The sequence below is a fragment of the Pseudomonas sp. IT-P2 genome (genome assembly GCF_949767575.1).
GTDB lineage: Bacteria > Pseudomonadota > Gammaproteobacteria > Pseudomonadales > Pseudomonadaceae > Aquipseudomonas > Aquipseudomonas pharyngis.
The window spans coordinates 851,251-871,890 of record NZ_CATKQA010000011.1 but is presented as its reverse complement, the minus strand read 5'-3'; the positions used below and the strand labels follow the sequence as shown (position 1 = coordinate 871,890).

At 58.9% G+C, this 20,640-nt stretch carries 14 protein-coding genes; 3 read left to right on the top strand and 11 right to left on the bottom strand.

Translation table 11 applies throughout. The features are described from left to right. Positions 1-61 precede the first annotated feature (61 nt). Entirely contained in the window at positions 62-1,171 is a 1,110-nt protein-coding gene (locus ACM6JM_RS10670) for a PilT/PilU family type 4a pilus ATPase (RefSeq protein WP_414881827.1), read from the top strand. A gap of 133 nt (positions 1,172-1,304) precedes the next feature. After that, on the top strand, positions 1,305-5,072 hold the full coding sequence (locus ACM6JM_RS10665; RefSeq protein ID WP_052266558.1) for a hypothetical protein: 3,768 nt from the start codon (positions 1,305-1,307) through the stop codon (positions 5,070-5,072). A 38-nt stretch (positions 5,073-5,110) separates the two neighbouring features. Here the strand turns inward: ACM6JM_RS10665 and ACM6JM_RS10660 are convergent, their stop codons facing one another. The 10 genes from ACM6JM_RS10660 to ACM6JM_RS10615 form a co-directional block, all read right to left on the bottom strand. Continuing rightward, positions 5,111-7,066 carry an acetoacetate--CoA ligase gene (locus ACM6JM_RS10660; protein ID WP_414881826.1) on the bottom strand — a complete coding sequence of 652 codons (1,956 nt, stop codon included), beginning with the start codon at positions 7,064-7,066 and terminating at the stop codon, positions 5,111-5,113. 63 nt (positions 7,067-7,129) lie between these two features. Further along, positions 7,130-7,903 carry a 3-hydroxybutyrate dehydrogenase gene (gene hbdH, locus ACM6JM_RS10655; RefSeq protein ID WP_007952053.1) on the bottom strand — a complete coding sequence of 258 codons (774 nt, stop codon included), beginning with the start codon at positions 7,901-7,903 and terminating at the stop codon, positions 7,130-7,132. A gap of 7 nt (positions 7,904-7,910) precedes the next feature. Further along, positions 7,911-9,302 (bottom strand): GntP family permease, encoded by a 1,392-nt coding sequence (locus ACM6JM_RS10650; protein ID WP_064596987.1) that lies wholly within the window; start codon positions 9,300-9,302, stop codon positions 7,911-7,913. A 273-nt stretch (positions 9,303-9,575) separates the two neighbouring features. Then, on the bottom strand, positions 9,576-10,991 hold the full coding sequence (locus tag ACM6JM_RS10645) for a sigma-54 interaction domain-containing protein (RefSeq protein WP_414881825.1): 1,416 nt from the start codon (positions 10,989-10,991) through the stop codon (positions 9,576-9,578). Positions 10,992-11,031: 40 nt separating this feature from the next. Further along, entirely contained in the window at positions 11,032-12,606 is a 1,575-nt protein-coding gene (locus ACM6JM_RS10640) for an ABC transporter ATP-binding protein (RefSeq protein WP_414881824.1), read from the bottom strand. Between the two features lie 13 nt (positions 12,607-12,619). Further along, positions 12,620-13,642, bottom strand: coding sequence for an ABC transporter permease (locus ACM6JM_RS10635; protein WP_007952058.1), 1,023 nt, complete (start codon positions 13,640-13,642; stop codon positions 12,620-12,622). Then, positions 13,642-14,703 (bottom strand): microcin C ABC transporter permease YejB, encoded by a 1,062-nt coding sequence (locus ACM6JM_RS10630; RefSeq protein WP_074690379.1) that lies wholly within the window; start codon positions 14,701-14,703, stop codon positions 13,642-13,644. The genes ACM6JM_RS10635 and ACM6JM_RS10630 overlap by 1 nt, the downstream gene beginning before the upstream one ends. After that, positions 14,703-16,571, bottom strand: coding sequence for an extracellular solute-binding protein (locus ACM6JM_RS10625; RefSeq protein WP_103385168.1), 1,869 nt, complete (start codon positions 16,569-16,571; stop codon positions 14,703-14,705). Before ACM6JM_RS10625 ends, ACM6JM_RS10630 begins: the two co-directional genes overlap by 1 nt. Positions 16,572-16,705: 134 nt before the next feature. Continuing rightward, positions 16,706-16,987 carry a peptidylprolyl isomerase gene (locus tag ACM6JM_RS10620; RefSeq protein ID WP_007952068.1) on the bottom strand — a complete coding sequence of 94 codons (282 nt, stop codon included), beginning with the start codon at positions 16,985-16,987 and terminating at the stop codon, positions 16,706-16,708. A gap of 96 nt (positions 16,988-17,083) precedes the next feature. Continuing rightward, the gene (locus tag ACM6JM_RS10615) at positions 17,084-17,953 is read right to left on the bottom strand and encodes an esterase/lipase family protein (protein ID WP_039768776.1); all 870 of its coding nucleotides are present in this window, start codon (positions 17,951-17,953) and stop codon (positions 17,084-17,086) included. Between the two features lie 340 nt (positions 17,954-18,293). On the opposite strand from ACM6JM_RS10615, the gene ACM6JM_RS10610 reads away from it, so the two are divergent. Beyond that, complete coding sequence (locus ACM6JM_RS10610) at positions 18,294-19,406, top strand: hypothetical protein (protein WP_414881823.1); 1,113 nt, start codon at positions 18,294-18,296, stop codon at positions 19,404-19,406. 61 nt (positions 19,407-19,467) lie between these two features. Here the strand turns inward: ACM6JM_RS10610 and ACM6JM_RS10605 are convergent, their stop codons facing one another. Next, on the bottom strand, positions 19,468-20,544 hold the full coding sequence (locus ACM6JM_RS10605) for a 3-deoxy-7-phosphoheptulonate synthase (protein ID WP_414881822.1): 1,077 nt from the start codon (positions 20,542-20,544) through the stop codon (positions 19,468-19,470). Between the last annotated feature and the right edge of the window lie 96 nt (positions 20,545-20,640).

Sequence of the window (20,640 nt, the reverse complement as noted above, 5' to 3'; positions counted from 1 at the left end):
CCCGTTGCGTCACGACGACGGGCCTTGCGATTCATTGAAAGCTTCACGGGTGTTTCTTGCCATGGAAATCGACGCACTGCTCAAACTGCTGGCGAGCCGTCACGGTTCGGATCTGTTTCTTTCCACCGGTGCACCACCCAGTGCGCGGTTCGACGGGGTACTGACACCCTTGAGCGACCAGCCCTTCAAACCCGGCGAGGTGAGCAGTGTCGCCGCCTCCCTGATGGACGCCGAGCAGCGCCGTGAGTTCGACCGGGATCTGGAAATGAACCTGGCGATTTCTCGAACGGGTATCGGCCGCTTCCGGGTCAATATTTTCAAACAACGCAACGACGTGTCGATTGTTATCCGTAACGTCAAACTCGACATTCCGCGATTCGAAGACCTCAAATTACCGCCAGTGCTGCTCGAAACGGTGATGCTCAAGCAGGGGTTGATTCTGTTCGTGGGCGCTACCGACTCCGGCAAGTCTACCTCCCTGGCGGCGCTGATCGATCATCGCAATCGCCACAGCAGCGGGCACATCATCACCATTGAGGATCCGGTGGAGTATATCCATCGACACAAGAAGTCGATCATCAATCAGCGCGAAGTCGGGGTCGACACACGTAGCTTTCATGCGGCGCTCAAGAACACCCTGCGCCAGGCGCCGGATGTGGTGCTGATCGGCGAGATCCGCGACCGCGAGACCATGGAGCATGCATTGGCGTTCGCGGAAACGGGTCATCTGGTGCTGTCCACATTGCACGCCAACAACGCCAATCAGGCGCTGGACCGGATCATCAATATGTTTGCCGAAGAGCGTAAGCCGCAGCTGTTGCAGGCGCTGGGCAATAATTTGAAAGCCTGCATCTCGCAACGGTTGGTGCGTACAGTGGCGGGGCAGCGAAGAGCAGCGGTCGAAGTGCTGCTCGGCACGTCTACCGTCGCCGATCTGATACAGGGCGGCGAGTTGGACAAACTCAAACCCATCATGGAAAAGTCCACGGAACTTGGCATGCAAACATTTGACGCAGCGTTGTTTGCGTTGGTGTCGGAAGGCGTGATCAACGAACGGGAAGCCTTGAAGAACGCTGACTCGATTAATAATTTGAAGTTGCGAATTAAACTTTCAGATGGTGCGGATGATGCTCAAGGCTCAGTGTCCGGGAAGTGGGATTTGATGGAATAGTTTTTTGCGTGCGCAAGTTTGTGAAGGGGGTTGGTAACGGAATTTAATGGTTTTAAACTAGACGTTGTTTTTTCGTTTAAGTACAACTTCGTCCGGCTGAGCGAATAAGCTCTTAACTTGATGAGGTTGTAAATTGGATACCGTTAAAAAGAACAAGTTCTTCCGGCCATCGGCCGTTACGCTTGCCGCGTGGAACAAAACATCCAAGGCTGATGCCGATGAACGTCGCGTTGTCCTGGAACAGTTGGAAATTGCGCTGGACAAGTATTCCGATGATCAAATCATCGACTGGTTTGCGCATGAAGTTGAATTGCAGGATGGTTCGTCGCTGTTCCAGATTTACAATCCCGGCATGCTCATGCTTAACAAGCTAGAGGAGTTAGGTGCGGTATTTGGGGCACTTATTCGGGAGGACGCTCGCGATCATGACGGTCTGTTACGCGTTACGGCCGACGGCAAGATGGAAGTCTACGTCGGAAAAAGAGGTTGGGTGGATCTGGTTGCAGCAGGGCACTTTGAATTCACTGAGGAAGTACGTTCAGAAATAAAGCTGATTTCAGATGTGGCTCGGGCGGCAGGCGGTTATATATGGACCGATCTCGCTATTACGCTTGACCAGTGGTTTGAGTTTCATGAAATCGACGTGCCGAAAAACAAGGCGCAGGTCAGCAACCTCATTGCGTTGTTCAAGTTTGATCCTCAAGTAGACGAACCCGCAGACTACTGGGAACATTTTCAAACTGAAGGCCAGACACTGGTAACGTTGTCAGATGAACAGTTTTCGGCCATTCGCCGGGCCAAAGCCAAAGTCATGACGAAAAGCAAGTTACTGACCGCTTTTTATAACGTCACCGGACGCGCCAAGGTCTCCCATGAAAACGCTGCTCAGCGCATTGTCGAGTACGTCAGTTATCCCGTCTCCCAGATTGCTGCCAGGAAGTATCTGCAAGAACTTGGCTGGGTGGGCGAGAACGAACAACTGCCTGTCTCCGATGCCGTTCTCCGGCAGTTCTTGACTACCGCCATATTGCTTGATCTGGATCCCTCGATAGGCCACAGCCATCAGCGCAGGAACATTGGCGGATTTGTTCTGTATTCACCGGACGATATGGATCGTCATCCATCGGTAATACGTGAGCTACTCGCCGATTTTCTTTCGGCCAAGGGATGGGTAGATCGACAGGTGGCTCCCCTGGCTGCGCACTTGCTCCTGGCGCGCACGGCTCCAGAGTTTCTGGTCAGTGATACACCGTCCTCTGTCACCCTGGGATCGATTGCGTGGCTCAACCTCAGTCGTGCCGTTGCACTGGTGGAGGCGGTGAAAACGGGTGCGTCGCGAGTATTGAGCTATTCGCAGATCATGGCTTACGCCGATCTCGAACCGGTCAGCGCAGCACAAAAACATTTACGGGATCTGGCTGTGATCGACCCCATCGTCGATTGGGCACTGCTTAACCAGGTAGTGACAGGCACTGAACTTGAACAAGCTGAGGAAGCCACCACTCGACGTGCGATCGATGCGTTCGAACAATACTCGGAGCAACTCGCCCAGATAGCCCGTGCATTCTCGACCCCATTACCCTCCAGAGCAGCCATTGCCCGCGCGGCATTGAAAGTCGCGGCACCGGGCTGTGACACCCTGGACGAAAATGCCCTCTCCGAGCTGGGAGGGCAGCAAGTCATGTCCATGGTCGACCTGCATCAATCGGGCGATCTGGTCACTGGCAAGTGGGACAGGCGCACTGTGCGTCTGGTCACAAACGGGATCCCCAAACCGGCCATCAATTACAACCCCTCGGGTATCAGCCTGTACACGCGCTACCCACAATTATTGAAGCTCACTTCCTGTGACGAGGAGATGGATCGTCAGTTAGCGGTGTATCGGACGGAACTCAACAGCGCCATGTTGTCCACCGTGAAACTGGCGTTGGCGCAGATGCCCGAACCGGATCTGAATGTATTCATGAATGCACAGATAAACTTTCTGACGGTGCGCGGATCAGCGATCTATACCGTTAAACGTCGTGGGCCTGGCCCTTTGGAGATAGAGCAAGATAGAGAAACCCAGCAAACCAGAGACGCTGCGACCGGACGTTTTGGCTTGGTGATGTTCGCTTCTCACGACAACGCCTTCATTTGCTATGAGCTGTTCACCTCGCGTGGAGAATTCCGCAAAAACGACGCGCTGGGTAATTGGATCATTCGCGAGCGAAAACTCGAACAGCGTTCGCGAATGAGTTGGCCGGCAGATCTGACTACTCAAGTGACGCTGACTGACCCGCAAGAACTGCCACTCAATTTGAAATGCTATACCCATGCGGCGGCACCGGACCCTGCGACCACTACCAGCCAGGCAATCCTCGATAACTTTGGTAAGTTGCCCAAGCCCCATACCTCTGCAAATCCCAGGCAGGGTTTATACCAGCGCTTCAACGATCCGAACGTTGCGCGCATTGCCAGGTTCATCGTCGATCACCGTCCGTTCCTGCATGCCCATGAACTCAGAGAGTTGGTGCGCATACCGACGCCACTTGAGCTTTCCCGACAGGAGGGTGAGCGACTGCTCACTTATTTCATCGACCTGGTGGTGCCGTTCAAAAAATGTATTGAGGACATTGCATCCGGCGAACATGACAAGGTAGTAGACGGGATCTACGGTTGTTTGATGGATGGCATTGGCCTGGTGGGAACGGTGGCGGGAGCCGCTTCGAAAGTGGTGAGCATTTCAGCCAAGGCCATTTCCAACACGTCAAAAGCGGCGCGTTTCACCAGGTTGGCCTTTACCTCGGCGATTTCCCTTTTCAATCCGTTCGACGGTGTGCCTTCGGGCCTGCAGAGCGGTGGGAAGCTCGTTCATAAAGGCCTGCTGCGATTCAATAAAAATACGCATGAGATTATCACGAGAGCGAACAGGCAGCTGCACACGATCAGCGGTCGCCGACATTCCTTTGATCTGATCGAAAGCGCCGGTACGCAAGTGGGAGTTGGCAGCTGGCGGCCATGTGGTGTCGCGAGCGACAGCGTTTCGGTACTGGCTGCGCGCAGAGATGGCAAATGGTATGCCTTGAATCGTCGCGGCGACCTTTGGGGCAAGCCGCTGGACGGTTTTTCGTATCGAGCGCCTGTGCAGTTGCCTTATTCCCCTAAAACCCTGCCAGAGAGCTACACGCGCAAGTTCGTCGAGCAGAGTCTGCCGCGCGCTCGAGCGAAAATAGATAACGCCATCAATGTAATCCAGCAACATGACTTCAAAAAAGATTGCAGCCTGGTGATGAAGACATTATTTGGTGACACCTCAGCGGTAGCCACCGAGCGCCTGGTGAACTATCTGCGCTTGATCCGCTTCGACTTTGCCGGTTTTTCGATGAGTAACATTGTGCTCGATGGGTTTAAGGAGGACGCCACGCTCGCCGCATTGGACGTGGACAATTACAAACGCTGGAAAAGTTCTGGGTCCAGTAGCGGATCAAATATTGCATTTGTTGAAATCCACACCAAAAATCTCAACAGTCACTTCACAGGTCTGGGCTTCAACCATGATGTGGTGGCCGATGACCTGATTCATGAACTGTTCCATGCAAGTGCTCAAACCGATGATGTCGGCTATGTCACTGATGCAGAGTTCGAAAGTAACGAGGGGCAGCGACTCGATATAACGCCGTTGCTGAATATCGCCATGGGTTGTCTGCCTGTATCGGAGGAAGGCACGGAATGCCATCCTCCGTCCAAGGCATTTGCAAACGCCGACTCTCTGGCTGTGGCGACGTCGCTGCTGAGTCAGGTTTGCACCAACAAGATCACGTTTGACGACAATATGGCGATTATTGGCGGCGCGGTCGACACCAGTGGCGGCAAGCCAATTGTCGAACCGGTGATCATCACGTTGAACAAGCCAGTGTAAGCATGCTGGCTGTCGGTTGATTCAAAACCGCCGCCCGGTCAGGTCGTCAACTCCGGCCGATCCCGAAACTGCTCCAGCGCTTCGGGATTGGCCAGGGCATCGGTGTTTTTCACGGGCTTACCGTGCACGACATTGCGAACCGCCAGCTCAACCACTTTCCCGCTGATGGTGCGCGGAATGTCGGTGACCGCGACGATCTTCGCCGGCACATGGCGTGGTGTGGTGTTGGCACGGATCACCTGGCGGATCTGCTGTTGCAGCGCTTCCTCCAGCGCTACGCCTTCCTTGAGGCGCACGAACAGCACCACGCGCACATCATCCTGCCACTGCTGACCGATGGCGACGCTGTCCAGCACCTCCGGGACTTTTTCCACCTGACGGTAGATTTCCGCCGTGCCGATGCGTACGCCGCCGGGGTTGAGCACCGCGTCGGAGCGGCCGTGAATCAGCATCCCGCCGTGAGGCAGTTGTTCGGCGTAGTCACCTTGGGCCCAGACGCCGGGGAACTGACTGAAATAGGATTTGCGCAGCTTTTCACCGTCGGGGTCGTTCCAGAGTCCGATAGGCATCGCCGGGAATGGTCGCGTGCACACCAGCTCACCTTTTTCGGCGATCACCGGTTGCCCCGCGTCATTCCACACTTCCACTGCCATCGCCAGGCTCTTGCCCATGATTTCGCCCCGGCGAACCACTGACATCGGGTTGCCGTTGACGAAGCAGGACACAATGTCCGTACCGCCGGACATCGATGACAGGCACACGTCCGGTTTGAAGTCGCGATAAACGAAGTCATAACTCTGCGGCGACAGCGCGGAGCCGGTGCAAAGCAGGGTTCTCAGGTGGCTCAGGTCGTAGCTTTCGCGCGGCTTGATGCCGCTGCTTTCCAGAGTCGCGAGGAATTTCGGGCTGGTGCCGAACACGCTGACCTGCTCGTCGTCCAGCAACTCCAGCAAGCGCTCGTTGTCCGGATAAAACGGTGAACCGTCATACAGCACCACCGCGCTGCCGACCGCCAGTGCCGAGACCAGCCAGTTCCACATCATCCAGCCGCAGGTGGTGTAGTAGAACAACCGGTCGCCGGGGCCCAGGTCGACATGCAGCCCGTGCTCCTTGACGTGTTGCAGCAGCACGCCGCCGGTGCTGTGCACGATGCACTTCGGCACGCCGGTGGTGCCGCTGGAATACAGCACGTACAGCGGATGATCGAACGGCACCGGGACAAAGTACGGCTCATCGGCCGGTTCATAGAAGTCGTCCCACAGCGTGACGTTGGCGGGCGTCCGGTAATCCGTGGCATGGGCGTGGGGGCGCGCGTAAGGGACGATGATCAGTTGTTGCAAGGACGGCAGCTGTTCGAGGATTTCGTTGATCTTGACGGTCTGGTCGATCTCTTTGCCGGCGTAACGGTAACCGGCGCAGGTGATGAGTACTTTCGGTTCGATCTGGCCAAAGCGGTCGATTACGCCGTGGGTGCCGAAATCCGGCGACGAGCATGACCAGATTGCCCCGAGACTGGTGGTCGCGAGCATCGCCACCAGGGTTTGCCAGGTGTTGGGCATGCACGCGGCAACCCGGTCGCCAACGACAACGCCAGAGGCTTGCAGGCTGGCCTGGAACCCGGCGACTTGCTGGGCCAGTTCGCCCCAGGTCAGCAGTTCTCGCTGGCCATTTTCCCCGATAGCGATCACGGCGATGGCATCGTCGCGTCGGCTCAGCAGGTGTTCGGCGAAATTCAACGTGGCGCCGGGAAACCATTCGGCCCCCGGCATTTTCATGCCTCCACGCAGAACAGCGTCGGGCTGGGTGTGAAAACTGATGTCGAAGAAATCCACGATCGCCTGCCAGAACGCTTCGCGCTGGTCGATCGACCATTGATGCAGGGCCGGGTAGTCGTCGAGCTTCAGGTGGTGGCGCTGATTGATGAAGCGCCGAAAGCCGTCCATGCGGGATCGGGCAATGCGTTTGGCATCGGGCTGCCAGAGAATGTCGGACATGGTTTGCCTCTTATTGTTGGTCAGAAAGCTCCCACTGCAATGTGGGAGCGATCAGTTGCAAGCTTACTGCGCCAGCCATCCGCCATCGATATTCCACGCCGCGCCACGCACCTGGCTGCCGGCCTCGCTGCACAGAAACAGCACCAGCTCACCCAAGTGCGCCGGAGTGACGAACTCCAGCGACGGCTGTTTCTCGGCCAGCAGATCGTGCTGCGCCTGCTGCGGGTCGACACCTTTGGCCGCGCGATCGTCGATCTGCTTTTGCACCAGTGGCGTCAGCACCCAACCAGGGCAGATGGCGTTGCAGGTGACATTGCTGGCGGCGGTTTCCAGACCGACCACCTTGGTCAGGCCGATCACGCCATGCTTGGCCGCTACATACGCGGCCTTGCCGGTGGAGCCGACCAGACCGTGCACCGAGGCGATGTTGACGATCCGTCCCCAACCCTTGGCGCGCATGCCCGGCAGACTGAGGCGGGTGCTGTGAAACACCGACGACAGGTTGATGGCGATGATCGAATCCCAGCGCTCCACCGGAAACTCTTCCACCGCCGCGACGTGCTGGATACCGGCGTTATTGACCAGAATGTCCACGCCGCCGAACTCGCGCTCGGCGTAGGCGATCATGTCGGCGATCTGCGCAGGGTCGCTGACGTCTGCCGGGTGATGGCCGACCTTGCCGCCGAACTGTTCGACTTCGGCGATCACCTTCGACGCGTCGCCAAAGCCGTTGAGGATCAGGTTGGCGCCAGCCTTGGCCAGCGTCAGGGCGATGCCCAGTCCGATGCCGCTGGTGGAACCGGTAACCAGTGCGGTCTTGCCAGAAAGAGTCGTCATCAATACCTCACACAATGCCAGTGGCGTAGAAAGTGCCGATCACCACGAAAACCGCCAGGGTCTTGATCAGCGTAATACAGAAAATGTCCTTGTAGGCCTCACGGTGAGTCAGGCCGGTGACGGCGAGCAGGGTGATCACCGCGCCGTTGTGCGGCAGGGTGTCCATGCCGCCGCTGGCCATCGCGGCCACCCGGTGCAGCACTTCCAGTGGAATGTTGGCGGCGTGGGCGGCGCTGATGAATTGTTCGGACATCGCTGCCAGCGCGATGCTCATGCCGCCCGAGGCGGAACCGGTGATGCCGGCCAGCAGCGTCACAGTGATCGCTTCGTTGACCAGCGGATTGGGGATGCTCTTGAGCCAGTCGGCCAGCACCAGGAAACCCGGCAACGAGGCGATGACCGCACCGAAACCGTATTCCGACGCGGTGTTCATCGCCGCCAGCAACGCACCGCTGACTGCACTTTTGCTGCCTTCGGCGAGTTTGCTGCGAATCGCCTGAAAGCCGAAAGCCAACACCATCAGGATGCCGACCAACAGGGCTGCCTGAACCGCCCAGATCGCCGTGAGTTTGGCGATCTCGGTGGTGACCGGCGCGGTCATGCCAGGCAGCGCGAGGCTGTGGGTCTTGCCGTACCACTGCGGAATCCATTGGGTGAACAGCAGGTTCATGATCCCCACCGCCAGCAGCGGCGACAGGGCAATCCACGGGTTAGGTAGTTTCAGGTCTTCGGCGGTTTCCGGTTCGTTGCGCAGTTCGGTGCCGTAGCCCTCACCGGCACGCTGCGCCTTGTTGCGTTGGCGCTGCAGGAACAGCATGCCGGCGCAGAACACGAAAATCGTGCCGATCACACCCAGCCACGGCGCCGCCCACGCGGTGGTGTTGAAGAAGGTGCTGGGAATGATGTTCTGGATCTGCGGCGTACCGGGCAGGGCGTCCATGGTGAACGAAAACGCGCCGAGGGCGATGGTTGCCGGGATCAGGCGCTTGGGGATGTTGCTCTGACGGAACATTTCCGCTGCGAACGGGTAGACCGCGAATACCACCACGAACAATGAAACGCCGCCGTAGGTGAGCAGAGCGCAGACCAGCACGATCACCAACATGGCCTGGCGGGTGCCGAGCAGACGAATCGCTGCCGCGACGATCGAGCGGGAGAAACCCGAGAGTTCGATCAGCTTGCCGAACACGGCGCCGAGCAGGAATACGGGAAAGTAGAGTTTGATGAAACCGACCATCTTCTCCATGAACACCCCGGTGAAAGCAGGGGCGACGGCAGACGGGTCGGTGAGCAGGACGGCGCCGAGGGCGGCGATCGGGGCAAAAAGGATAACGCTGTAGCCACGGTAGGCCGCGAGCATCAGCAGCGCGAGGGCCGCCAAGGCGATGATCACACTCATGGTGTGCTCCTTCGATTGTTATTTTTGTGGGTGGAACGGGTGTGGGGAGTGCTATAGCGAGATTTGTGCCAGATGGTTAAGTTATTGAGATAAAAGGAGTTAGTTTGATTTTTGGCGGCGGTCTTCGGGGTTTTGTCTCGGTTTGGAGACTTCTATGACTGAGAGGACGCTTTCGCGGGCAAGCCCGCTTCCACAGTTGAACGCATTCCCCTGTGGGAGCGGGCTTGTCCGCGATGCTTTGGATGTTGTCTTGATTTGGAGAATTGTGTCTCCTTAGTGAGACTCTGCGATCCCCAGCGCAATCATTTTCTTGTAAAGCGTCGACCGCCCAAGCCCCAGCCGCTCAGCCGCTTCAATCACCTTGCCCCCGCATTGCGCGAGGGTCGATTGAATCAACTGTCGGTCAAACCGCTCGCGGGCCTGACTGAAAGTCTCGTTGGTTGCCGGCTCTGACAGAGGCGTCAGCGTTCGCTCAACCGGAGTAAACGTGCCAATCGCCGCCCGAATGTCATCCGCCGTCAGCATCAAGTCATCACTGAGCAGCGCCGCCCGCTCCAGCACGTTGCGCAGCTCGCGGATATTCCCCGGCCAGGCATGCTGACCCAACAGCTCCAGCGCTTCACGGTTCAACTCGTGCTGACTGCGCAACTCCTCAAGAATCGCCTCACTGAGCGCCGGTAGATCGTCCAGCCGTTCTCGCAGCGGCGGTACCTGAATCGGCAATACGTTGAGGCGGTAATACAAGTCGGCGCGGAACTCGCCGCGCTTGATTGCCGCTTCCAGATCCGTCGAGGTCGCGGCAATCACCCGCACATCGCTCTGGATCACTTCGTTGGAGCCGACGGGTTCGAACTCCTTTTCCTGTAACACCCGCAGCAATTTGCTTTGCAAGGGCAGCGGCATGTCGCCGATTTCGTCGAGAAACAGTGTCCCGCCCTGAGCGATCTGCAGCTTGCCGGTGCGGCCCTTGCGGTCGGCTCCGGTGAAAGCACCCGGCGCAGTGCCGAAGAACTCGGCTTCGAGCAGCGCTTCGGGAATTGCCGCGCTGTTGATGCTGACGAAGGCCTTGTGCGCCCGTGGCGAAGCACCGTGGATGGCCTGTGCCAGCAACTCCTTGCCGCTGCCAGTCTCGCCCAGTAACAGAACCGGTGACTCGGCACTGGCGCTGCGACGGGCACGGCGTTTGACTTCCAGACTGGCAGCGCTGGTGCCGATAAAGTGGGCGAAGTTGTATTTGGTCTGCCGGGCGCGCAGCAGCGAACGGGTGGAGGCCAGTTCTTCCTGCATGCTCAGGTAGCGCTTGAGCATCGGCGACAGCGTGCGCAGTTCGTCGAACAGGGCAAAACCGATGGCGCCGATCACCGCGCCGGCGTCGTCATGGATCGGCAGGCGCATGACCACCAGCGGTTCTTTCGGGGTGTCCTGCATGTCCAGCAGAATCGGCCGCCCGGTGCGTACCACTTCGCGCAGCAGGCTGCCGGGGATCACGCTTTCGCAAGGCTTGCCGATGGCGCCGGCGGCGGAGTCGAGCCCGAAGCGCCGGGCGTAGCGCTCGTTCATCCAGACGATGTTCGCATCGCGATCGACAATCACCGTGCCTTCACTGGATTGCTCGATGATCTCGAACAACGAACGGATCGCCAGCGTGCGAACCCGTTGGTAATCCTTGAGGCTTTCGGTGGTGTTCATGGCGGCGTCCATTGGCGGAAGTCAGGTGGCGCGATTATGCCTATCCAGGATGCGCCGCCGCCAACAGCTCTTTGGTATAGGGATGCTGCGGCGAATCGAACACATCATGGCTGGCGCCGCTTTCGACCACTTTGCCGTCCTTGATCACGATCATGTCGTGGGCCAGCGCCCGCACCACGGCCAGATCGTGGCTGATGAACAGATACGTCAGTCCGTGTTTTTCCTGAAGCTGACGGAGCAGGGCGACCACCTGTTTCTGCACGGTGCGATCCAGCGCCGAAGTCGGCTCGTCGAGCAGGATCAGCGCCGGTTTGAGCACCAGCGCCCGGGCGATGGCAATGCGCTGACGCTGGCCACCGGAGAACTCATGGGGATAGCGATGGCGGCTTTCAGGGTCGAGCCCCACTTCCTTGAGCACGCGGATCACCTGGTCGTCGCACTCGTCGGCAGTGGACTGGCAATGCACCTCCAGCCCTTCGCTGATGATCTGCGCCACCGACATGCGCGGGCTGAGGCTGCCGAACGGATCCTGAAACACCACCTGCATCTGCCGGCGCCACGGCCGCATCTGTTTCTGGTCGAGGCCGTCGAGTGCCGTGCCCTGGAAGCGAATGCTGCCCTTGGAGTCGAGCAGCCGCAGGATCGCCTGACCGAGGGTCGACTTGCCCGAACCGGACTCGCCGACGATGCCCAGCGTCTTGCCACGCTGGATGTTCAGGCTGATACCGTCCACTGCGCGCAGGTATTGCTTGCGCTGGAACAGCCCGCCGCCGACCGTAAAGTCGACTCGCAAATCATCAACTTCCAGCACGTTCTCGCGTTCGTCCCGGGGCAGCGCTTCACCTTCCGGTTCGGCGTTGAGCAACACGCAGCTGTAAGGGTGTTTCGGTTCGGTGAACAGCGTTTCGCACGGCGCCTGCTCGACGATCTCACCGGCCTTCATCACGCACACCCGTTGGGCGATGCTGCGCACCAGATTGAGGTCGTGGCTGATCAGCAGCAGCGACATGCCAAGGCGCCGTTGCAGGGACTTGAGCAGCAACAGGATCTTGCGCTGCACGGTCACATCGAGGGCTGTGGTTGGCTCGTCGGCGATCAGCAGTTCGGGCTCGCAGGCCAGGGCCATCGCGATCATCACCCGCTGGCGTTGACCACCGGACAGCTGATGCGGATAAGCCTTCAGCCGATCTTTCGGTTTCTGAATGCCCACCAGTTCGAGCAGTTCGAGGATCCGCGCCTGAGCCTCCTTGCCGCCGAGGCCACGGTGCAGCAACAAGGTTTCGCCGATCTGCTTTTCAATCGTGTGCAGCGGATTGAGCGAAGTCATCGGCTCCTGGAAGATCATGGCGATGCGGTTGCCCCGCAGGTCGCGCAGGGTCTTGGGATCGGCGCCGACCAGTTCCTGCCCACGATAGCGGATGCTGCCGGTGGTCCGGGCATCGCATTCGGGGAGCAGTTGCAGGATCGAGTGGGCCGTCACCGACTTGCCCGAGCCCGACTCACCGACCAGTGCCAGGCACTCGCCGGGGCGGATGTCCAGGCACAGGTTGCGCACCACGGTCTGGCCATGGAAGGCGACGCTGAGATCACGGATTTCGATCAGATTGTCAGTCATATCAAGGTTCCGTTCATGAGCGCGGGTCAAAGGCATCGCGCAGCGCTTCGCCGATGAATACCAACAGGGAAAGAATCAGCGCCAGGGTGAAAAACGCGGTCAACCCGAGCCACGGCGCTTGCAGGTTCTGTTTGCCCTGACCGATCAACTCGCCCAGCGATGCGCTGCCGGCGGGCATGCCGAAGCCGAGGAAATCCAGCGCAGTCAGGGTCGAAATCGCCCCGGTCAGAATGAAGGGCAGATAGCTCAGGGTTGCGTTCATCGCGTTGGGCAGGATGTGCCGGACAATCACCTTGCGATCGCTCAAGCCCAAAGCTCGGGCAGCCTTGACGTACTCCAGGTTGCGCCCGCGCAGAAACTCGGCGCGGACCACGTCCACCAGCGCCAGCCAGGAAAACAGCGCCATGATCCCCAGCAGCCACCAGAAGTTCGGCTCGACGAATCCCGAAAGGATGATCAGCAGGTAAAGCACCGGCAAGCCCGACCAGACCTCCAGCAAACGCTGGCCGAGCAGATCGACCCAGCCCCCGTAATAGCCCTGCAGGGCGCCGGCCGCGATGCCGATCAGGGCGCTGACAAACGTCAGCATCAGGGCGAACAGGATCGACACCCGGGCGCCGAAGATTACCCGAGCCAGTACGTCGCGCGCCTGATCGTCGGTGCCCAGCCAGTTGACCGAAGTCGGCGGGCTCGGTGCCGGTTTGTTGAGGTCGTAGTTCGGGGTGTCGTCACTGAACGGAATCGGCGGAAACAGCAGCCAGCCACCGTCCTTGCGGATCAGCTTCTGCACGTAATCGCTGCGGTAATCGGCCTGGAACGGCAGTTGTCCGCCGAACTCCTGCTCGGTGTGGCGTTTAAACACCGGGAAGTACCACTGGCCCTGATAACTGACGACCAATGGCTTGTCGTTGGCGATCAGTTCGCCGCCGAGGCTAAGCAGGAACAGGCCGATAAACAGCCACAGCGACCACCAGCCCCGGCGGTTTTTCTTGAAACGTTCGAAGCGGCGACGGCCCAGCGGCGAGAGCTTGAACATCAGGCGTTCCTCGCGGCGAAGTCGATGCGCGGGTCGACCAGCGTGTAGCACAGGTCGCCGATCAGTTTTATCAGGAGGCCGAACAGGGTGAAGATGAACAGCGAGCCGAACACCACCGGATAGTCACGGGAAACGGCCGCTTCGTAACTCATGCGCCCCAGGCCGTCGAGGGAGAAGATCACTTCGATCAGCAACGAACCGGCAAAGAACACGCTGATGAACGCCTGGGGAATGCCCGACACCACCAGCAGCATCGCGTTGCGGAACACGTGCCCGTACAGCACCCGGTTTTCGCTCAGGCCTTTGGCGCGTGCGGTGACCACGTATTGGCGGGTGATTTCATTGAGGAACGAGTTTTTGGTGAGGATGGTCAGGGTGGCGAAACCGCCGATCACCAGCGCCGTGACCGGCAACACCAGGTGCCAGAAGTAGTCGGTGATCTTGCCCAGCGTCGACAGAGATTCGAAGTTGTCGGACACCAGCCCGCGCACCGGAAACCAGTTCAGCGACGTGCCGCCGGCGAACACCACGATCAGGAACATCGCGAACAGGAATGCCGGCATGGCGTAGCCGATGATGATCGCCGTGCTGCTCCAGATATCGAAATGGCTGCCGTGGTGCACGGCTTTGCGGATGCCCAGAGGGATCGACACCAAATAAGTGATCAGCGTCGCCCACAGGCCGAGGGAAATGGTCACCGGCATTTTCTGCAGGATCAGGTCGGTGACCGTGGCGCCACGGAAGAAGCTCTTGCCGAAATCCAGCTGCGCGTAATTCTTGAGCATCAGCCACAGGCGTTCATGGGCCGGTTTGTCGAAGCCGTACTGTTTTTCGATGTCCTTGATCAACTGCGGATCGAGGCCGCGGCTGGCGCGGGACGTGCCATTCATGGTCTCGCTCGCCCCGCCGCCGACGCTGGCGCCGCCAATGCCTTGCAAGTGGGCGATGGCTTGTTCAACCGGACCACCTGGCGCGGCCTGGATGATCACGAAGTTGACCAGCAGAATGATCACCAACGTCGGAATGATCAGCAGCAGGCGCCGCAGTATGTAAGCCCACATCAGTGCGGCCCTCCGGGTCTGCCACGGCTGATTTTCTCGGCCGTCATCTGCTGGTTGGTCAGCGGCGTGCTGCTGATTTCCCACCAGCTCTCGATCGCTTCGTCATTGCTCGCCTGCACGGTGGGAATGCCGAAACGGTTCCACCACACAGTCGATGTGCCCGGCGGGTAGTAGTTGGGAATCCAGTAGTAGTTCCATTGCAGCACCCGATCCAGTGCATGGGCGTAACGCAGCATGTCGGCCTGGGTCGAGGCGCGGATCAGGCCGTTGATCAAGGTGTCGACCGCCGGGTTCTTCAGCACCATGTAATTGTTGGCACCGGGGTCGTTGGCCGACGCCGAACCGAAGTAGTTCAACAGTTCTCCGCCGGGGGAAGTGGTGACCGGGTAACCGGTCACGATCATGTCGTAGTCGCGGCTCATCAGACGGTTGACGTATTGCGAGGAGTCGATGCGACGGATGTCGAGGTTGATGCCGATCTGTTTAAGTGTGCGCTTGTAGGGCAGCAGCAGACGGTCCATGCCGTTCTGGCTGACCAGGAACGTAAAACTCAACGGCTCGCCCCGGTCGTTGACCAACTGGTCGCCATCGGGTTTCCAGCCGGCCTGTTCCAGTAGCTCCAGTGCTTGCAGTTGTTTGTCGCGGATAATGCCGCTGCCATCGGTTTTCGGCGCTTCGAAAACCTGGGTAAACACTTCGTCGGGAATCTGTCCGCGCAAGGGTTCCAGAATCTTCAGCTCTGCGGCATCCGGCAGCTGGCGCGCGGCCAGGTCGGTGTTGGAGAAGTAACTCTGCTGGCGAATGTACATGTTGCGCATCATCTGCCGGTTGCTCCATTCGAAATCCCAGAGCATGGCCAAGGCCTGTCGAACGCGGCGATCCTGGAACATCGGCTTTTGCAGGTTGAACACGAAACCCTGGGCCGACTGCGGTGCCTCGGTGGCCAGATGAGCCTTTTGCAGGCGACCGTCGCTCAGGGCCGGACTGTCGTAACCAATGGAGTAGCCGGTGGCGGAGAATTCACGGTTGTAGTCATAGGCGCCGCCGCGCAGGACCTGACGGGCGACGTCGGTGTCGCCGAAATACTCGATGCTGAAGTGATCGAAGTTGTACAGGCCACGGCTGACCGGCAGGTCCTTGCCCCACCAGTCGGGATTGCGTTCAAAGGTGATGCTGCGCCCGGAGTCGACTTTGCCGACTCGATACGGGCCGCTGCCCAGCGGCGCTTCATAGCCGCCACCGCCTGCGAAATCACGGGTCTTCCACCAATGTTCGGGAAATACCGGCAGGGTCGCGATGTCCAGCGGCAGGGTGCGGTTTTCATTGCTCTTGAAATCGAAGCGCACGGTCAGCGGCGCTTCGACTTCGACGCCTTTGACGTCGGCGAACTGGGTGCGATAACGCAGGCTGCCCTGGGTCATCAGCAAATCATAGGTGTAGCGCACGTCTTCGGCGGTGATCGGCTTGCCATCGGCGAAGCGGGCTTTTGGATTGATAAAGAAGCGCAGGGACAGGCCGTCATCCGAGCGTTCCATTTTCTGCGCCACGAGGCCGTATACGGTGTAGGGCTCGTCGAGCGAGCGCTGGGCCAACGGGGAATACAGCAGGCCGTCGATCTGGCTGACGCCGATGCCTTTATCGATATACGGCAGGACATGATCGAAGTGGCCTATCTCGATGGCCGAGCGGCGCATCGTCCCGCCTTTGGGCGCCTGGGCGTTGGTGTAATCGAAGTGACTGAAACCGGGCGGGTACTTTGCCGGTTCGCCATAGACGGTCATCGCATGCTGCGGTGCGGCGTCCACACCAGTGATCCCAAGCAGCAGGATCAGGGCAGTGAACATCAATGTCGGGAAAGCCAGTCGCATTGTCAGCCTTAAAGCCGGGTAATCGATAAGCGCAATTTGTACGCGAGCGGCGCGCCGTTCGCCAGCGGTGCGGTGTAACCAAAACAAAACGGCCCGCCATCAGGCGGGCCGTTGCACAGCAGGTCGGGCTGAAATCAGTCCTGACGGCTGGTGACTTCCAGCAGGTGATAGCCAAACTGGGTCTTCACCGGGCCTTGCACGACGTTGATCGGTGCGCTGAATACCACGGTGTCGAATTCCTTGACCATCTGGCCAGGACCGAACGAACCCAGGTCGCCGCCCTGACGGCTGGACGGGCAGGTGGAGTTGGCCTTGGCCACTTCGGCGAAATCAGCGCCACCTTCGATCTGGGCCTTGAGTTCGTTGCACTTGGCTTCGCTGGAAACCAGGATGTGGCGGGCAGTGGCTTTAGCCATGGGGAATTTCTCCAATCAAATCGATAAAGGGTGGAGCCTACCGGATTCAGTGGTCGATTTCTCGGCAAAGTTCCGTTCGCTGGTCTGATGAGACATCTATAGATCAGCGGCTTGAAGGCGCAAGGCGTGCTCGACATAGAGACGTATCGAGTCGTTAGCCATGGCGTGTTGCCCGCTTGCCCGCCGCAGAGTATGCAGGTGATCGAGGGAGTAGTCGGAGCGGATCACGGTGCCCAGGTGAGAGCTGAAGCGACCGACAAGTCCGTCGTTCTGGGCGAGTTCTGTAATGAAGTATTCCGAGAGGGCGCAGCAGATGTCCTGGACAGGGTCGAGCGACGGCTCTTCGGGTTCGGGTACGACGCCGCTCCATGAAAAATAGCGAACGCCATTCACCCATTCTGCACCGTGACCGCCCCAGACCTCGGGCAGACCCTGCGGGTATTTGTCGTTGAAGTTGCCGACCCCCTCGGTCGTCAAGGCACCCAGCGCAGCCAGTGCGCTGTGCGGCAATGCCTTTTGCCCGCTGAGCAGTGACAGAAAATCGGCAAACCGGGTCGCTACATTCTGTGCCACGACCTCCGGAAGTCTTCCAGGTATCAACGCCTTGCGCAGGAAGTCCGCCAGTTCCGAGCCATGGTTTGGCCCGCTGACTGACGTAACAGACGCAACGTTGTGTGGGGCTAGCGCTGCAGCATAGCGTGCCGTGAGTGCGCCTTGACTGTGGCCGATCAGGTTGACTTTGGCCGCGCCTGTGCCCCTTAACACGGCGTTGATTTGCGAGAGCAGTTGCTCCCCGCGTATTTCATTGTCATGGATGACCGACAGATGGGGCACAAACACCTGCGCGCCGGCAGCCTTTAGCGCCTGTTTTACGTCGTGGAACAGTTCGAACGGGCCAATGCGCTCGAATCCGAACAGGCCATGCACCAAAAGAATGGGATGATTGGTTGTCGCATTTAGTAGCATTTTTCGTCCTTGATCGCAGATGATCGTCGATGTTTTCTGCTTGCCACTCTAAAACAGTCGTGAGGCTGGGGATGCCTGAAGAATCGCCGTCATGCGTTGGAAACTGGATCAATGCGTGTATGAATTTTCACTGCTGCATGAACTCCGCTTCGGAACATTCAGACAGCTCCCGCCTCATCGAAAGTACTTTTCCCTTTTTTGCCTACTTCCTTTAGTGCGTTTGGCCATGGCTCGAACAGTAAGGAGCTGACATCCGATCGGTGGTGAAGCGGTTTAAATGGAGGCTCTTCGACGCAGAGCTCAGGCAATGTGTCATTTCCAGGGAATGGAGAGACAACTGATGAATGATTTACAAGCAGCGGTCTTGCAAGAAAAGGAGACAGGGATGGAGGGTGGCAGCGTTCAGTCGTTCGGACCCTGTCGGGAGGGCGCAGGGGCTTTGCCGTTGCCGGCGCCCACACTGGATTCGATTGTCGGCGCTGTCGTTGATCCGTCATTGAGCAAGGTTGTCGTGCGGATTGCGCCCTGGCCTGGAATGGCATGCGGTGACAGGGTCGTGTTGAGCTGGCATGGTTTCGATACAGAAGGCCTGCCGTATCGACACGACATTGCGAGATCCGTCAGTGAAAGTCAGTTGGGCAAGGATGTCGTTCTGATCGTGCGGGACGTTCACATCGCAGCATTGGACGGGGGCACGCTGGAGGTGTTCTGGACATTGAACAGCGTCACGAGATCGGCGCCTGGTTCTTCAGCGCGTACGCTGCTGGACGTCGGAGACGTCCGCTACAGTCTGTTACCGGTCCTCGTGGAGGATGCCGTCGGGGGCAGTCTCGATCCGGCTCGCGTACCCGACGGAACGACTGCCATCCTTCAACCCTATGCCGGAATGAGTGCAGGCGACCGGGTAGAGTTGATCTGGCAGGGGCCTTCGCCGCAGGCATCATTTCGAGACATTCTTATCGTTGAGTTCTTTGCTGTCGGTCAGCCCTTGGTGTTCGGAGTCGCGCCCGAATTCATCGCTCCGCATATGGGGGGCGAGGTGTTGGTTCACTACCGTGTAGAGCAGAAAAGCGGAGCCATTCGCGAGTCAGGCGCTACGCGGATCAGCATTGGCCCATTGGCACGAGATGAGCTACCGGCACCCCGAGTGCTTGAAGCGGAAGACGGCGTGCTTGATATGCATGACGCCATCGATGGCATCAGCGTGATGGTAAGTGATGCGCAGGTGGAGGAGGGTGAGCTGGTTTATCTCAAGTGTGACGGAGAGTCGTTCTTCCATCGGGACGACCGGGAAAACATCGGGGGGATGGCCATGCAGCCGTTGGTTTTCATCGTGCCTTACCGGTTCTGGCGAGAGCATGTGAACACTGTTGTGCGACTGTCCTACTCGGTCGAACGGCTGGATGATGTGAGTCAGGAGTCTGCGGTGACTCTGGTCCGCGTACAGGCTTGATCCAGCGTTGCGAACGTAGCCCGCCCTCCGCTTGAAATTCGGCGGAGGGCGGTGCTCATCATCAGACCGAAGTCTGTTTGCGCATACGGTGGGCGGCATCCAGCAGCAATTGTCTCGTGGCATCGAACCCGAGGCAGCCATCGGTTACCGAAACCCCGTAGCGAAGCGACTCGCTCAAGGGCTGGCATCCTTCGAACAGGTGCGATTCAAGCATCATGCCGATCAGCGAGCGGTCGCCCTGCAAACGCTGCTCCAGTACATGATTGAACACTTCAGGCTGACGAAGCGGGTCCTTGCCGCTGTTCGCGTGGCTACAGTCGACCATTATCCGGCTCGGGATTTTCAGTCGGCTCAATTCGCTGTTGATCCTGGAAACGCTTTCACGGTCGTAGTTCGGCCCCTGATGTCCACCCCGCAACACCAGATGCGTATCCGGGTTGCCCAAAGTCGGGATGATTGCCGGATGGCCCTGGCTGTCCACGCCGAAATGGCGGTGGGGATGAGCTGCCGAACGCATTGCATCGACGGCAATGGCGACACCACCATCGGTTCCATTCTTGAAGCCGACCGGCATGCCAAGCCCGCTGGCCATTTCACGATGGATCTGAGATTCAGTGGTGCGGGCGCCGATGGCGACCCAGCTCAGCAAGTCGTCGAAGTATCCGGCGGCCATGGGTTGCAGCAGTTCAGTGGCGACCGGCAGTCCGAGGCGGATCATTTCCAGCATCAGTTCGCGCGATAGCGTCAGGCCCGCAGCCATGTCGTCGCTGCCGTCGAGATGAGGATCGTATGCCAGACCTTTCCAGCCGACGGTTGTGCGAGGCTTTTCAACGTAGGCGCGCATGACAAGCTGCATGTCCTGACGGACTTCGCTGGCCAGTTGTGCGAGCTTTTCGGCGTATTCAAGTGCGGATTCGGGGTCGTGTATCGAGCAAGGGCCAACGATCACCAAAAGGCGTTGGTCTTCACCATTGAGAATCGCTCGGACCGCCTGGCGGTGGGCAACGACTTGATTGTTCAGGGCATTGCTGAGCGGCAATTGCTGCTTGAGTTGCAGCGAACTTGGCAGACGCAGGGTCAGCGCTTCGTTGGCAGAGTTCAACGTGGACAGTGGCAGAGCAGAAACGGACGAGTTCATATTCGGTATTCCTGGGCGGACGGCGGGGTCTTCCCGCTCAATCGGCCCTACTGGGGTGTTCGACAATTGGCCGGATTGGCTACGTGTGTTGGCTTG